Source organism: Alkalibacillus silvisoli (assembly GCF_039521975.1).
In the GTDB taxonomy this organism is placed as follows: Bacteria; Bacillota; Bacilli; order Bacillales; family Alkalibacillaceae; genus Alkalibacillus; species Alkalibacillus silvisoli.
Map to the genome: position 1 here is coordinate 64,068 of NZ_BAAACZ010000009.1, position 14,566 is coordinate 78,633.

The 14,566-nt window shown below is 36.8% G+C and carries 11 protein-coding genes; 10 read left to right on the plus strand and 1 reads right to left on the minus strand.

The genetic code is table 11. From position 1 onward, the window contains the following. Positions 1 to 42 precede the first annotated feature (42 nt). From dnaE to ABDZ63_RS04535, 8 genes are all read left to right on the plus strand, one after another. Positions 43 to 3,390, plus strand: coding sequence for a DNA polymerase III subunit alpha (gene dnaE / locus ABDZ63_RS04500; protein WP_343782064.1), 3,348 nt, complete (start codon positions 43 to 45; stop codon positions 3,388 to 3,390). A 122-nt stretch (positions 3,391 to 3,512) separates the two neighbouring features. Further along, entirely contained in the window at positions 3,513 to 4,751 is a 1,239-nt protein-coding gene (gene ystJ / locus ABDZ63_RS04505) for an NADP-dependent malic enzyme (RefSeq protein WP_343782066.1), read from the plus strand. A 26-nt stretch (positions 4,752 to 4,777) separates the two neighbouring features. Then, positions 4,778 to 5,383 (plus strand): FadR/GntR family transcriptional regulator, encoded by a 606-nt coding sequence (locus ABDZ63_RS04510; protein ID WP_343782067.1) that lies wholly within the window; start codon positions 4,778 to 4,780, stop codon positions 5,381 to 5,383. A 91-nt stretch (positions 5,384 to 5,474) separates the two neighbouring features. Continuing rightward, positions 5,475 to 6,335, plus strand: coding sequence for an acetyl-CoA carboxylase, carboxyltransferase subunit beta (gene accD / locus ABDZ63_RS04515; RefSeq protein ID WP_343782068.1), 861 nt, complete (start codon positions 5,475 to 5,477; stop codon positions 6,333 to 6,335). Beyond that, positions 6,332 to 7,297: an acetyl-CoA carboxylase carboxyl transferase subunit alpha gene (gene accA / locus ABDZ63_RS04520; protein ID WP_343782069.1), complete on the plus strand. Its 966-nt coding sequence runs from the start codon at positions 6,332 to 6,334 to the stop codon at positions 7,295 to 7,297. Before accD ends, accA begins: the two co-directional genes overlap by 4 nt. A gap of 1,037 nt (positions 7,298 to 8,334) precedes the next feature. Beyond that, positions 8,335 to 9,294 (plus strand): 6-phosphofructokinase, encoded by a 960-nt coding sequence (gene pfkA / locus ABDZ63_RS04525; protein ID WP_343782070.1) that lies wholly within the window; start codon positions 8,335 to 8,337, stop codon positions 9,292 to 9,294. 38 nt (positions 9,295 to 9,332) lie between these two features. Beyond that, the gene (gene pyk / locus ABDZ63_RS04530; RefSeq protein ID WP_343782071.1) at positions 9,333 to 11,093 is read left to right on the plus strand and encodes a pyruvate kinase; all 1,761 of its coding nucleotides are present in this window, start codon (positions 9,333 to 9,335) and stop codon (positions 11,091 to 11,093) included. A 40-nt stretch (positions 11,094 to 11,133) separates the two neighbouring features. Further along, on the plus strand, positions 11,134 to 11,526 hold the full coding sequence (locus ABDZ63_RS04535; protein ID WP_343782072.1) for an FxsA family protein: 393 nt from the start codon (positions 11,134 to 11,136) through the stop codon (positions 11,524 to 11,526). Positions 11,527 to 11,571: 45 nt separating this feature from the next. On the opposite strand, the gene ytvI is transcribed toward ABDZ63_RS04535, so the two are convergent. Then, a complete protein-coding gene (gene ytvI / locus ABDZ63_RS04540; RefSeq protein WP_343782073.1) occupies positions 11,572 to 12,672 on the minus strand; it encodes a sporulation integral membrane protein YtvI in 1,101 nt (366 codons plus the stop codon). A 54-nt stretch (positions 12,673 to 12,726) separates the two neighbouring features. Between ytvI and ABDZ63_RS04545 the strand changes: the two genes are divergently transcribed. Both ABDZ63_RS04545 and citZ read left to right on the plus strand, forming a co-directional pair. Then, entirely contained in the window at positions 12,727 to 13,200 is a 474-nt protein-coding gene (locus ABDZ63_RS04545; protein WP_343782074.1) for a DUF441 domain-containing protein, read from the plus strand. Positions 13,201 to 13,413: 213 nt separating this feature from the next. After that, the gene (gene citZ, locus ABDZ63_RS04550; RefSeq protein WP_343782075.1) at positions 13,414 to 14,529 is read left to right on the plus strand and encodes a citrate synthase; all 1,116 of its coding nucleotides are present in this window, start codon (positions 13,414 to 13,416) and stop codon (positions 14,527 to 14,529) included. The last annotated feature ends 37 nt before the right edge of the window (positions 14,530 to 14,566 follow it).

The following is a 14,566-nucleotide window of genomic DNA, read 5'->3' on the forward strand; positions in this document are numbered from 1 at the left end:
TTATAGACTAAAATAGATTCACATGATTGAAGGTGAATATTGATGGACTTTGTTCATTTACAAGTACATAGTAGTTATACGTTAATGCAAAGTGCAGTTAATATAGAAAAGTTAGTAAAAAAGGCAAGTGAGAAGCAGTTTAAGGCGCTTGCTTTAACTGATGAAGAAGTGTTGCATGGTTCATATCAATTTGTGAAACTGTGTGAACAATACGGTATTAAGCCAATATTAGGCATGACTTGTTCTGTTTATTTGCCAGATGAACAACGCCCTGCTCGTTTTATCTTATTGGCTAAAGATGAAAAAGGGTATCAATCGTTAGTTCGTTTAACAAATGATTTACATGTTAATGGGAAAAAGCTAACTTTGAAAGATTTAGCTAATTTAGAAGATATCATTCCAATTATTTCTTTTTACAACACTTTTATGGAAGAATTAATATATTTATCTGAATTTAACCGGTTAGCTCAGTTAGTAGAGTTAGTCGATGAGTCTTTTGAACAGTGGTACATTAATGTTCAACCGAATCAACAAGGTCATGTTATAACATGGTTACATAATGAAGGATCACAATATCTTGACCACTCGGTTGTTACAGATGATGTCCGTTATGTTGAAGGTAAAGATCGAATTGGATATGACGCATTAAAAGCGATTAAGCATAATGCAACGATCCAACAAAATGCTTCAACAGCGGATTCAGCAACATATTTAAAGACACTAGAAGAATACGATCAGTCATTTACTCAAGAATGGAAAGAGGCTATTAAAAGAACAAATGATATTGCCTTTAAATGTCACATATCGATGTCACAAAAATGGTTCACATTACCGACATTTCCTAAAGAACAAGAGAACCAAACTTCTGTGGCCATGTTAAGTGACATTTGTTATAAAGCATTACAATTAAAATATGGTGACGAACAACAGAAAGCAGCGGAATCTCGCCTTCTCCACGAGCTTTCCATAATCAATAGCATGGAATTCGCTGATTACTTTTTAATTGTTTGGGATCTAGTTAAATATGCGAAACAATCTGATATATTAACAGGTCCTGGTCGTGGTTCAGCAGCTGGTTCTATCGTTGCTTATTTACTAAATATTACCGAGGTAGACCCAATTAAGCATGACTTATTATTTGAACGATTTTTAAATCCAGAAAGACAATCAATGCCTGATATTGATATTGACTTTTCTGATTATCGTCGAGATGAAGTATTACATTATGTCAAAAGAAAATATGGCCAAGACCATGTCGCTAAGATTATTACATTTGGGACTTTTCAGGCTAAGTCAGCGATTCGTGAATTAAGTAAAGTATTTCAGATTAAAAAAGAGCAATTAACATATTTATTAAAACAACTCCCTCAACAAATGACATCTCTTAAGCAAGTAGTCATAAATAATGAGGGTTTAAAGCAGTATATTAAACAATCCGATACATTAATTAAAATGTTTCAAGCTGCTATGGTAATAGAAGGCTTACCACGCCACCATTCTGTTCATGCAGCAGGGGTTATTATTAGTGATCAACCCCTTCTTGGGCGAGTGCCAATGTTTAATGGGGATGATGGTGTATTATTAACTCAACTTCCGATGAATGAATTAGAATCGCTAGGGCTTTTGAAGATGGACTTCCTAGGGTTAAGAAACTTAACACTAATCGAAAGAATGATGAAGCAAATTAATGAACGCGAGGGAAAGACCCTAACACTTAATCAAATCCCACAACAAGATCTAAAAACGTTTAAACTGTTACAGAAAGGGTTTACAACCGGTGTTTTCCAACTAGAATCTGATGGTATGAAAAGTGCATTGCGTTCAATCAAACCGACTACATTTGAGGATATTGTGGCTGTAATTTCACTTTATCGACCTGGTCCAATGCAATTTATCGAGACCTTCTCAGAACGCAAGCATGGTAAAAGTCCGACTGAATATGTTCATGACGATTTAAAACCTGTTTTAAAAGAAACATTTGGTGTATTAATATATCAAGAACAAATTATGCAAATTGCTAGTCGATTAGCAGGTTTTTCACTGAGTCAAGCTGATTTGTTACGGCGAGCTATAAGTAAAAAAGACCGAGGATCAATCGACAGGCTAAGAAGTGCTTTTATAAATGGTTCAACTAAAAGGGGATACGACCTAGCGGTATCAGAGCAGATCTTTGATTGGGTTGAACGGTTTGCTGATTATGGTTTTAACAAAAGTCACGCTGTTGCATACTCTATGATTTCATACCAGATCGCCTATTTTAAAGCTAATTTTCCGGCGTATTTTTATGCTGAACTCCTAACATCTATGATGCATGATTCAAATAAATTAGAACGATATATGAAAGAAGCTAGGCAAATTGGATTAAAAGTGCTCCCACCATCGATAAATGAAAGTTTTGGTAAATTTACTGTTAAAGATTCTAACACCATAAGGTTTGGATTATTAGCGGTTAAAGGGTTTGGTAAGCAGGCTTACGAAGAGATTATTCGTGCTAGAAAACAAAAGCAATTTAGAAGTTTGTTTGATTTGTGCCAGCGTGTCTCATTACAAGTCGTTAATCGACCGATCATAGAATCTTTAATTGTTGTAGGAGCTTTAGATGATATTCATCCGAATCGCGCTCAATTGTTAGCCTCGATCGTTCAGGCGATGGACCAGGGTGAATTATTTTCAGCTATGGATGACCAATTCAGCTGGGATGATGACTTATTTAATATCGAAGTAGAGTATACAGATGTAGATTCTTTCCCTATCTTAAAGGAGTTAAGTATGGAAAAGGAAGTTATGGGATTCCGAATTAGTGAGCACCCTTTAAGTCGTATTAGAAGAACTTTAACTAGACAAGGTAATCAAACTATAAGTCAAGTTGTAAAGCAAAAGTTAAAAAGTCAACATCAATTAATCGCTTCAATTAGTCGGTTAAAGCCAATACGCACTAAAAGAGGTGAGCAAATGGCGTTTTTAACATTAGAAGATGAGACGAGTGATATTGGCTGTGTCATCTTTCCTAAATTATACCGGGAAGTAGGGCGCGAATTATCTGAGGAACAAATGGTACAAGTTTATGGTAAAATCGATGAGAGGCAGGGAAGTAAACAAATTATTATTCAGTCGATCAAGCCGTTTGATTTTGAGTCAGTTCCTAAAGACAGTCATCAACAATTATTCATAAAGTTACTTCCAGGCGATGAAACAGAACAACTGAACTATATTAAAACGGTTAGTAATCAGTTTTCTGGTACATCACCCATTGCTGTTTACTCTTTAAGTTATAGAAAGGTTTTTAAGCTTTCACCTCAGTTTGATATTGTAATTAATGGGGAAAGCTTAGAGGTATTAAGGGATTATTTTGAAAAAGACCACGTCGTTGTTCGAAACCTCAGTATGTAAGGTGTTAGGGTTATAGATTGAATTATTGAGTGAAAACTAACACTTTACATGCAAATCCTATTTGTTATAATAAATTCGGTTAGTGGTCAGACCATTTTTTTAAATGCAAAGGAGCGGTATAAGTGGCTAACTTAAAAGCAGAAGCATTACACATTCATAAGGCAAATCAAGGAAAACTTGCAACACACTCTAAGGTTCCAATTAACAACGCGAGAGATTTAAGTTTAGCTTATTCACCAGGAGTTGCTGAGCCTTGTAAAGCAATTTACGATAATAAAGAATTAGTTTATGACTATACAATGAAAGGCAATATGGTAGGAGTAATAACTGATGGCTCTGCTGTATTGGGCTTAGGTAATATTGGCGCAGAAGCTTCTATACCTGTTATGGAAGGGAAATCAGCTTTGTTCAAAGGATTTGCAGGGGTTGATTCGTTCCCAATTGCATTAAATACACATGATGTTGATGAGTTTGTACAAGCAGTTAAATTAATGGAGCCGACATTTGGTGGCATTAATTTAGAAGACATTGCAGCACCAAACTGTTTCATTATAGAAGAACGTTTGAAAAAAGAAACTAACATACCTATTTTTCATGACGATCAACATGGTACAGCCATTGTAACAGTAGCAGGCTTAATCAATGCATTAAAGCTTTCGGGGAAAAGTTTTTCTGAGGTTAAAGTAGTAGCAAATGGAGCAGGCGCTGCGGGAATAGCGATTATTAAATTGCTCTATAACTTTGGTGTTCGAGACATGATTATGTGTGATTCAAAAGGTGCAATTTTTGAAGGTCGTACATATGGGATGAACGACGTAAAAGACGAAATTGCTAGAATGACAAACAAAGACCGAAAAGAAGGTTCGTTAGATGAAGTCATGAAAGATACTGATATCTTTATTGGTGTATCAGTAGGTGGTATTTTATCTAAAGAGATGGTTGAAAGCATGAATGATGATCCGGTTATTTTTGCAATGGCAAACCCAGACCCAGAAATTATGCCAGAAGACGCAAAAGAAGCAGGAGCAAGCGTCATTGGTACAGGACGTTCTGACTTTCCAAACCAAGTTAATAATGTTTTAGCATTCCCAGGTATTTTCCGCGGGGCATTAGATGTTCGTGCTACTCGTATAAACGAAAAAATGAAAGTAGCTGCAGCAGAAGCGATCGCTTCTCTAGTTACCGACCAAGAATTGTCACCTGACTATGTCATTCCTGAGCCATTTGATTCAAGGGTTGCGCCTTTCGTTGCTGGAGCAGTTGCTAAAGCTGCAATGGAATCAGGTGTTGCAAGAATCAATGTTGACCCAGAAGATGTTATTAGACATACAGAGCGATTAACAGATATTAATCAAAGCTAATTAACAGTTTGTTCGAGGTGCGTAAAATGACGAATCAATCTAAGGTAAAAGTTTATCAAGAAGTATTAAATAAAATTCGTCACTTCATAGAAGAGCATGAATTAACAGACGGTGATCGTTTACCATCAGAGCGTGAGTTGTCAGAGCAACTTAATGCTAGTCGAGCTTCAATACGAGAGGCCTTAAGAGCGATTGAGTTATTAGGGTTGATTGAAACGCGCCATGGTGAAGGGACTTTTTTACGCACCTATAAGCCTTATCATTCAGTTGAATTATTATCGACATTCGTACTAAGGGAAGTTAAAACAAAGCATGAATTGTTAGAGGTGAAATTTTTACTTGAACAACTCTGCTTAAACCAATTATTACTAAGTGAAAATTGGGACCCATCAAACTTAAGACAAGTTTTAGACGAATCTAATGATTTACATACTGATTTATTTTTACAACTGTTTCAAACTTATGGGAATCAATTGTTTTTGAAGATTTGGCATTTAGTAACCGGTTTTATTCAATCAATAGATACTTCAACTGTTAAAGAAACTCACTATATAGAATTAATCAATTTAATAAAGAGTGGCCAGATAAATCAAGCCATAGATTATCATGCTTCCATATACCGTCAGTTTTAGTAAGATTGTGTTAAGCCAATAAAATTTCGACAGTCTTTTTAGTTCTAATAAGTTATCATTTGAGAGTGTCCGGGCTAAAGGAGGAATCAGCTTGATAAAGGATATATTTAATAAGAAAAGAAAGTATGCCACAATTACGAAACAAGAAGAACATGAGGACGTTCCTGAAGGCCTAATGGTTAAGTGTCCTTCGTGCCGTAAAATCTATTACCGAAAAGAAATTGAAAAGAACCTGTTAACATGCCCAAACTGTGACTATCATCACCAAATGTCAGCACCGGAACGAATAGGTCATTTACTAGATGAAGGGTCATTTGAAGAGTGGGATCAAGATTTGGTTTCTGAAAACCCATTACAGTTCCCTGATTACCTAAAGAAGATTGAAAAAGACCAGAAGAAAACAGGAATTAACGAAGGTGTTGTGACAGGAAAAGGAACGATTAATGGTAACCTAACGGCAATTGCTGTGATGGATGCACGCTTTCGCATGGGAAGCATGGGGTCTGTTGTAGGAGAGAAAATAGCTCGTGCGATTGAACGCGCTAATGAACTACAAATACCATTAATATTATTTACAGCTTCTGGTGGAGCAAGGATGCAAGAAGGTGTTTTAAGCTTAATGCAAATGACTAAGACATCAGTTGCCTTAGAGCGGTTTGATCGTTCTGGTGGGTTGTTTATTTCTTATATGACCAATCCAACAACAGGTGGTGTATCAGCAAGCTTTGCCTCTTTAGGTGATTATAACTTTGCTGAACCTCAAGCATTAATCGGATTTGCAGGCCGGAGAATTATTGAACAAACCATACGCGAGAAACTTCCAGACGATTTCCAAACAGCTGAGTTCCTGTTTAAACATGGACAATTAGACCGCGTGATACCTCGTCATGAAATGAAGGGCACGCTCTCTACCATTTTAGAAATCCACCAAATTGGAGATGGAATTAAATGAAGCATGTATTACCATTCGAAAAACCCGTAGTTGAATTAAGACAAAAAATCGCTGAGTTAAAAAACTTTACTAGCGAAAGTGATGTTGATTTAACTGAAGAGATTGCTACATTAGAAAGTCGTTTAGAACGTTTAGAACAAGAAGTATATGGAAATATGACGCCATGGGATCGAGTACAAATGGCCCGCCATGCAGAGAGACCCACAACACTTGATTATATTAATCAAATCTTTACCGACTTTTTAGAAATGCATGGTGATCGTTATTATGGGGATGATGAAGCTATTGTTGGTGGTATTGCTAAATTTCAAGGTCAGCCAGTAACAGTTATCGGGCATCAACGCGGTAAAGATACAAAGGACAACTTACGTCGGAACTTTGGTATGCCTCACCCAGAAGGCTATCGTAAAGCGTTACGTTTAATGAAACAAGCAGAAAAATTTAACCGCCCTATTATTACGTTTATAGATACTAAAGGAGCTTATCCTGGTAAAGCCGCAGAAGAACGCGGACAAAGTGAAGCTATTGCCAAGAACTTAAGGGAAATGGCTGGATTAACCGTACCAGTTATTTGTGTTGTAATTGGCGAAGGAGGTAGTGGTGGCGCATTAGGTATTAGTGTCGGCGATCGCCTTTATATGCTTGAAAACTCCACATACTCTGTTATTTCACCAGAGGGTGCGGCTGCCTTACTATGGAAAGATTCTAACTTAGCTCAAAAGGCAGCAGAATCGATGAAAATCACTTCCTATGACCTAAAAGAATTAGAAGTGATTGATGAGGTGATTGATGAAATCCAAGGTGGGGCTCACCGAGATTTAGAAAAACAATCTGAATCAATCGCTTATTATATTAAACGTAGTTTAACAGAATTAAATGGATTAATGACTGACGAATTGTTAGACAAGCGTTGGGAAAAATATAAAAAGATTGGTGCTGTTACATCAGTTGTTCAATCATAAAGATGGAGCTGTTTATCAGCTCCGTTTTTTATTTCGGCTCTACAATATTTGTTGGGGTAGAGACACAATTCAGAGTGAGGTTTTGGATGGCGGCCGCCCGGCGTCAGGTGATCCGCTCTCGGTGGACGCTTGCACCCAAAGGGCACAAGTGCAACATCTGCTTAAACTTCCCTACGGTCGTTTGTCGCAGTGTTTTCTTTGCCGCAGCACGGCTCAGGGCCAAACAGCCTCATCGATTAGACATCGTAGTGTTTTGCACCGAGGAAGCTTACTTCGGAGCGTTACTAGCGAGACACGGGTGCATTCCTCGGAAGAAAAACATTTCCTTTAGGGGTCTCAGAGACGAGTGCTGTTCCCGTGACGACCCGGACGGTCTAATGTCGACGCCTGCCACAGGACGTACTTACACAGGATGTGGTGGCTTCCGCGTAGCAAACACGACGTTTTAAGATTTTAGCGGAAGGACCTAAATGTTAGTCGACCAGGCGTCGCCACCTACGGCTTCTCACCTGCCACAACTCAGCGGTTTGATAAGAAAAAAAAGCACGCAAACTCCTTATTTGTTATCCTTGTTTTATACCAACAAAACAAAAACAAAAGGAGTTGCGTGCATATGCATCATAACATAACATTACCAGGGTCGGAAAACTTACATGTGATCGATACAAGAGAAGAGAACGACCATTTATCATATTTATGCATAAAGCCCACGTGAGATGACATCATGCCCTATTTGTCAAACCCAAACGGAAAAGGTTCATGATCATCGTTGGCAAAAGTCTTATTGCATCATAAGTATAAACATGTACAAGGACACATGGCATAAATAAGGAGTGCCCTTAGCGGGTACCCCAACATTTGACTTAGAACCAACTTTTATAAGTGAGTTAAGTCTATTGTTTATCCTTTATTTTTTTGTATAATAGTGTTTCAAAAATCTTGTATAGTACTGATCACTATTTAAATGCGTGGCATTTCAAAACAATTTAATTTAAAATATATATTACGATTTAAAGATAGCAAATGAGGTGTATATGATGAAAGCAATAGGAGTATTAACAAGTGGCGGTGACGCTCCTGGTATGAATGCAGCAATCCGTTCTGTAGTCAGAAGTAGCATCTACCATAACATTAAAGTGTACGGTATTTATTATGGTTATCAAGGGCTTATTGACGGAAATATTGAAGAACTAACGATAGGTTCTGTTGGTGATATTATTCAAAAGGGCGGTACAATGTTATACTCTTCACGTTCAGAAGAATTTAAAACCTCAGAAGGTCAACAAAAAGCAATTGAACAGTTAAGAAAGCATGATATCGACGGACTTGTTGTTATAGGTGGTGACGGCTCTTTTAAAGGTGCCTCGAAACTAACTGAACAAGGATATCCGTGTATTGGTGTACCGGGGACAATTGATAACGATATACCAGGAACTGACTATACGATTGGGTTTGATACAGCACTAAACACGGTTATTCAAGCAGTGGATAAAATTAGAGATACTGCGACCTCACATGAGAGAATTTATGCTATTGAAGTGATGGGTCGTGATGCAGGTGATCTGGCATTATGGGCTGGGTTAGCTGGTGGTGCGGAAAGTATTTTAATTCCAGAACGAGACACGAATGTTGATGAAGTGTTGAAAAAGATTAAACGAGGTCATGATCGTGGAAAACGCCATAGCATCATTATTGTTGCTGAAGGGGTAGGTAGTGCAGTAGACTATGCTGAGAAGATTCAAGATGAACTTGATTTATCAACCCGTGTTACAGTATTAGGCCATACTCAACGTGGTGGTTCACCAACCGGAAATGATCGTGTATTAGCTAGTCGTTTAGGTGCTTTTGCTGTCGAATTATTGTTAGACAGTCAAGCTGGTCGAATGGTTGGTATTGAAAAAGGACAATTAGTTCACCATGATATTATTGAAACACTGCAAAAAGAACATAACATTGATGAAGATCTTTACCGATTATCCAATCAACTATCCATATAAGACAGATTTTATAAAACATTAGGAGGAAACAGTCCATTATGAAAAAAACTAAGATTGTATGTACAATTGGACCAGCATCTGAATCAATTGAAACATTAAAGCAGTTAATTGATGCTGGCATGAACGTTGCGAGGTTGAATTTTTCCCATGGTGATTATGATGAACATCGTGCAAGGATTCAAAATATTCGACAAGCAGCAAAAGAACTAGGAACTACTGTCGGGATCCTATTAGATACGAAAGGTCCTGAAATTAGAACAGGAACATTTGTTGAAGATGAAGTAGAATTACAAGAGGGTTCAACAGTTTACTTATCGATGGAAGAGGTAGAAGGAACGAAAGAGCGCTTTTCGGTTACTTACCCAGGGTTAATTGAAGATGTAGAACCAGGGAACACGATTCTTTTAGACGATGGTTTGATCGGCTTAGACGTTATTTCAATTGATCATAATAAACAAGAAATTGTAACTAAAGTGATGAATACTGGAATTATTAAAGATAAAAAAGGTGTAAACGTTCCGAATGTAAGTGTTAATCTGCCAGGTATTACTGAAAAAGATGCAAATGATATTACCTTTGGAATTGAAGAAGACATTGACTTTATCGCCGCTTCATTCGTAAGACGTCCATCAGATGTGTTAGAGATTAGAGAACTATTAGAAAAGCATCGAGCTGACCACATTCAAATTATCCCCAAAATAGAAAATCGTGAAGGGGTAGAGAATATTGAACAGGTGATTAAAGTAAGTGATGGTCTAATGGTTGCGCGTGGAGACTTAGGTGTTGAAATACCAGCAGAAGAAGTACCATTAGTACAAAAAGATCTAATCTATCAGTGTAATGTTGCTGGAAAGCCAGTCATTACAGCAACGCAAATGTTAGATTCAATGCAACGAAACCCTCGTCCAACAAGAGCAGAAGCAAGTGATGTTGCAAATGCGATCTTTGATGGAACAGATGCAATTATGCTTTCAGGGGAAACTGCAGCAGGTGATTACCCAGTCGAAGCGGTTAAAACAATGAATAACATTGCCGTTTATACAGAAAATTCTATAGACGAACAAGTATCTGTTAATGCGTACTTAGAACAATTAGATATGACGATTACTGATGCTATTAGCCATTCAGTTGCTAATTTAGCTGAAGACTTAAAGGTCAAAGCAATTGTAACAGCTACAGAAAGTGGTAATACAGCACGTACAGTTTCAAAGTATCGACCAAAGGCTAATATTGTAGCAGTAACATCTAAGGCATACGTTAACCGTCAACTAAGTTTAGTGTGGGGAGTTCACGCTATGCAAGGTGAACAAGTTGATTCGACAGATGAAATGTTAGCTCTAGCTGTAGAAAAAGGGTTAGAGTCTCAACTCTTCCAACATGGTGATCGGATCGTTATTACAGCTGGAGTACCAGTAGGTGAAAGTGGTACAACTAACTTAATTAAAGTCCATGTCGTTGGTGACATTGTTGCGAAAGGACAAGGTATTGGGAAAGTTGGAGCTGCAGGAAAAGCCGTTGTAGCAACCAATATTGCTCAATTAGACAAACATTTTAATGATGGTGATATTATCGTCTCTTATGGAACAGATAAAGAGATGATGCCGTATATTGAACGCTCTGGAGGAATTATAGCTGAAGAAGGTGGCTTAACTAGTCATGCGGCAGTAGTTGGGATCAATGTTGAAAAACCGGTTGTCGTTGGTGTTCAAAATGCAATGAGCTTAATTGAAAATGGTGAAGAAATAACTATTGATCCAACTAATGGTAATATTTATCAAGGTCGTACAACAGTACTGTAATGGAGTAGTTTGTGCTGACTAGCTCGAAAGGAGCATTTAGATGTTTCGTATATTATTCATATTAATAATAGTCACCTCAGCCATTGAGATTGCGTTATTTGTTTGGTTAGGTAACTTATTAAATATTTGGTTTGTATTGTTCGGGATTATTGCCACAGGTTTGTTAGGGGCAGCTTTAGCAAAAAAGCAAGGGTTAGAAACAATAAACAGAGCTAGGTTTGAAATGGAGAGTGGACGAGCCCCTAAAGAGGAGATCTTTGATGGAATTGCAATTTTATTAGGAGCTGTCGTATTATTCACTCCCGGTTTTTTAACAGATGCTTTTGGCTTCATATTATTAATCCCGATTACAAGGCAACCGATTAAACGGTGGGCTAGGCGGATTCTGTACGCGCTGATTAAAAAAGGCTCGGTTACAGTAATTAGAAGGTAAGCTTAAGCTTAGGAGTACACGTATTCTTGACATTCGTGTACTCCTTTAATTTGGTTGTTTGGTGACATAGTTTTTGATGTGGGATAGGACATTAGCCCTCAATAAAGCAACTAAAATAATCATGACTACAGGGCTTAGGAAGATACCAATAAATCCAAATGTACTAATTAATACAAACAGTAAAATAAGTACGAAAAACGGATGAGTTCCTAATTGGGCGCCGATTAACTTTGGCTCTAGTAAGTTACGGATGATAATGATGAATAGTAATAAAAGACTTAGCTGTACCGTTAAAGTGAACTGATCGGTCATAAATAAGTAAATAAGCCACGGAATAAACAAACCGCTAACACCAACTAAGGGAATCAAATCTAAAAACATAGCGACAAATGCTATCGCTAATGCATGTTGAACTGAGAAAAATAGTAGCCCAATATAGACTATTACCCCTGTTATAACAATTAAAAAAAATTGGGCTAATAAATATTTTTTTATTAGGTAAGTGATTTCATTTTTAGTCTCTGAGTAGATGTTTAAAGTATTTTGAGGTAAGTATTGAATAATCTGATGAAACCACTTAGGCCCGTCCTTACTAATGAAGTATGTACCAATTAAAACAAAAAATAATATATACCCACCTTGAACCATGTTGCTTAATTGCAACATTGCTGTTTGAAAGAAGTTAACAACCCATTCTTTGCTCAGTTCTTTCATGGAATTGGTCATATCAGAGAGTAAATTTTTCATCAATTGTTGTGAATCAGGGTGTATAGTTGAAGCAAAATTTTCGATTGTATCATAGACTTGTTCAACCGTGTTAGTCGTATAGTGTTCAAGTTGTTTGAATAAATCTTCTAAAATAGCAGGTGTAGTCATTGTTAAATGTTGTAGTAAATGAATAAACTCAACAATACTTAAAGAAATAATTGAAATAAAACTAATGAAGAAAAAGCATAATACGAATAAAACAGATAAAGCTCTGTTTTTAAATAATAATTGTGCCAAATTCACGATCGGATTAATTAAAAATGCTAAAATAATACTTAATAGGATTGGGAATAGGTAGGAGAAACCTAATGTGATTAAAAGAATTATACCAATTGAAACACCTATTAATTTAGATAAATTAACATAATTCATTTCCATGATAAGACTCCTAATAACCTATTTTAAAATAATAATCAAAGGCTGGTTTTAATTGTGTTATCATCATCGACTTTGTTCTTACTTATACTTTTAGCTCTTGGTTTTATCGCGAAAAACCAAGCCATACTTATAGCCGTTTATATATTGTTAGGAATTAAACTATTAAATCTAGAGGATCGTGTTTTACCGCTGTTTGAATCAAAGGGGATCTTCATAGGTGTTATTATTATTACCATTGCAGTGTTAGTTCCTATTGCTACAGGTGAAATCGGTTTTTCTGAACTGTTTGAAAGCATTAAATCTTACTATGCATGGATTGCAATAGCTGCAGGAGCCTTTGTAGCTTACGTTGCTAAAGACGGTGTTGATTTAATGGCAAGTGACCCACATATAACAGTAGCATTAATTGCTGGAACGATTTTAGGGGTTGTCCTATTTCAAGGTATAGCTGTAGGACCGGTAATTGGTGCTGGAATTGCCTATTTAGTTATGCAAGCTGTAGATGGTTTTATGAAGTTTTTCTCATAAGTTTAAATATGTTTAAATACACATTCTAAGGGAATATATAATAAGAGATATGCAAGATTATCAATATTTATGAATTTTGTATGCTTAAATAGTTTCACTTCCTTGGAATTTTGTTTATAATGGTCATTGGGATGTATAATCATAGCTATGTAAATAGAAGTGTATACATACACACATTTTGTTTTCATTATTTTATAAAGAAGGAGAGATTGTATGTCTAGCACTAAAGGTCTTGAAGGTATTGTTGCAACACAATCATCTATTAGCTCAATTATCGATGACAAGTTAACTTATGTTGGTTATGACATCGATGATTTAACGGAAAATTGTAGCTTTGAAGAGGTTGTTTACTTATTATGGAACCTTAAGCTACCAACACAAGAAGAATTAAATGGATTTAAACAAGAGATTGCTAATGATATGAAAGTGCCTCAAGGGATTATCGATCACTTAAAGGCTTATGATTTAAGTACAGTTCACCCTATGGCTGCATTAAGAACAGCCATTTCGATGTTAGGCTTATATGACGATGAAGCAGACGAAATGACAGAAGAAGCAAATCGTCGTAAAGCACTTCGTTTACAAGCTAAAATCTCGACTATTGTAACAGCATTTGCACGTATTCGTAACGGTAAAGAGCCTGTTGCACCTAAACAAGACTTAAGTTTTGCTGGTAACTTCTTATACATGCTGAAAGGTAAAGATCCTGAAGCTATTGAAGAAGAAGCATTCAACAAAGCACTTGTTTTACACGCAGATCATGAATTAAACGCTTCGACATTTACTTCGCGTGTATGTGTGGCAACATTATCTGATGTATATTCAGGTGTTACAGCAGCAATTGGTGCGTTAAAAGGACCGCTTCATGGTGGTGCGAATGAGCGCGTTATGAAGATGCTTGATGAAATTGGTGAAGAAGAGAACGCAATCCCATACATCAAGGATAAATTCGCTAATAAGGAAAAAATAATGGGTATGGGCCACCGTGTATATGAAAACGGAGACCCTCGTGCTAAGCACTTACAAGAAATGTCCCGTCAGTTAACTGAAATTACTGGTGAAACAAAATGGTATAACATGTCTGTTAAAATTGAAGATTTTATTAAAGAAGAAAAAGGCTTGCCTGCAAATGTTGATTTCTACTCAGCTTCTGTTTATCACAGCTTAGGTATTGATCATGATTTATTTACGCCGATCTTTGCAGTAAGTCGTGTGTCAGGTTGGTTAGCTCACATTTTAGAGCAATACGCTGATAACCGATTAATCCGTCCACGTGCAGAATACGTAGGACCTGGAAAACAACAGTTTGTTCCTGTTGAAGAAAGATAATGAATACTTAAAGCCGGGTAACCGGCTTTTGTGTTGT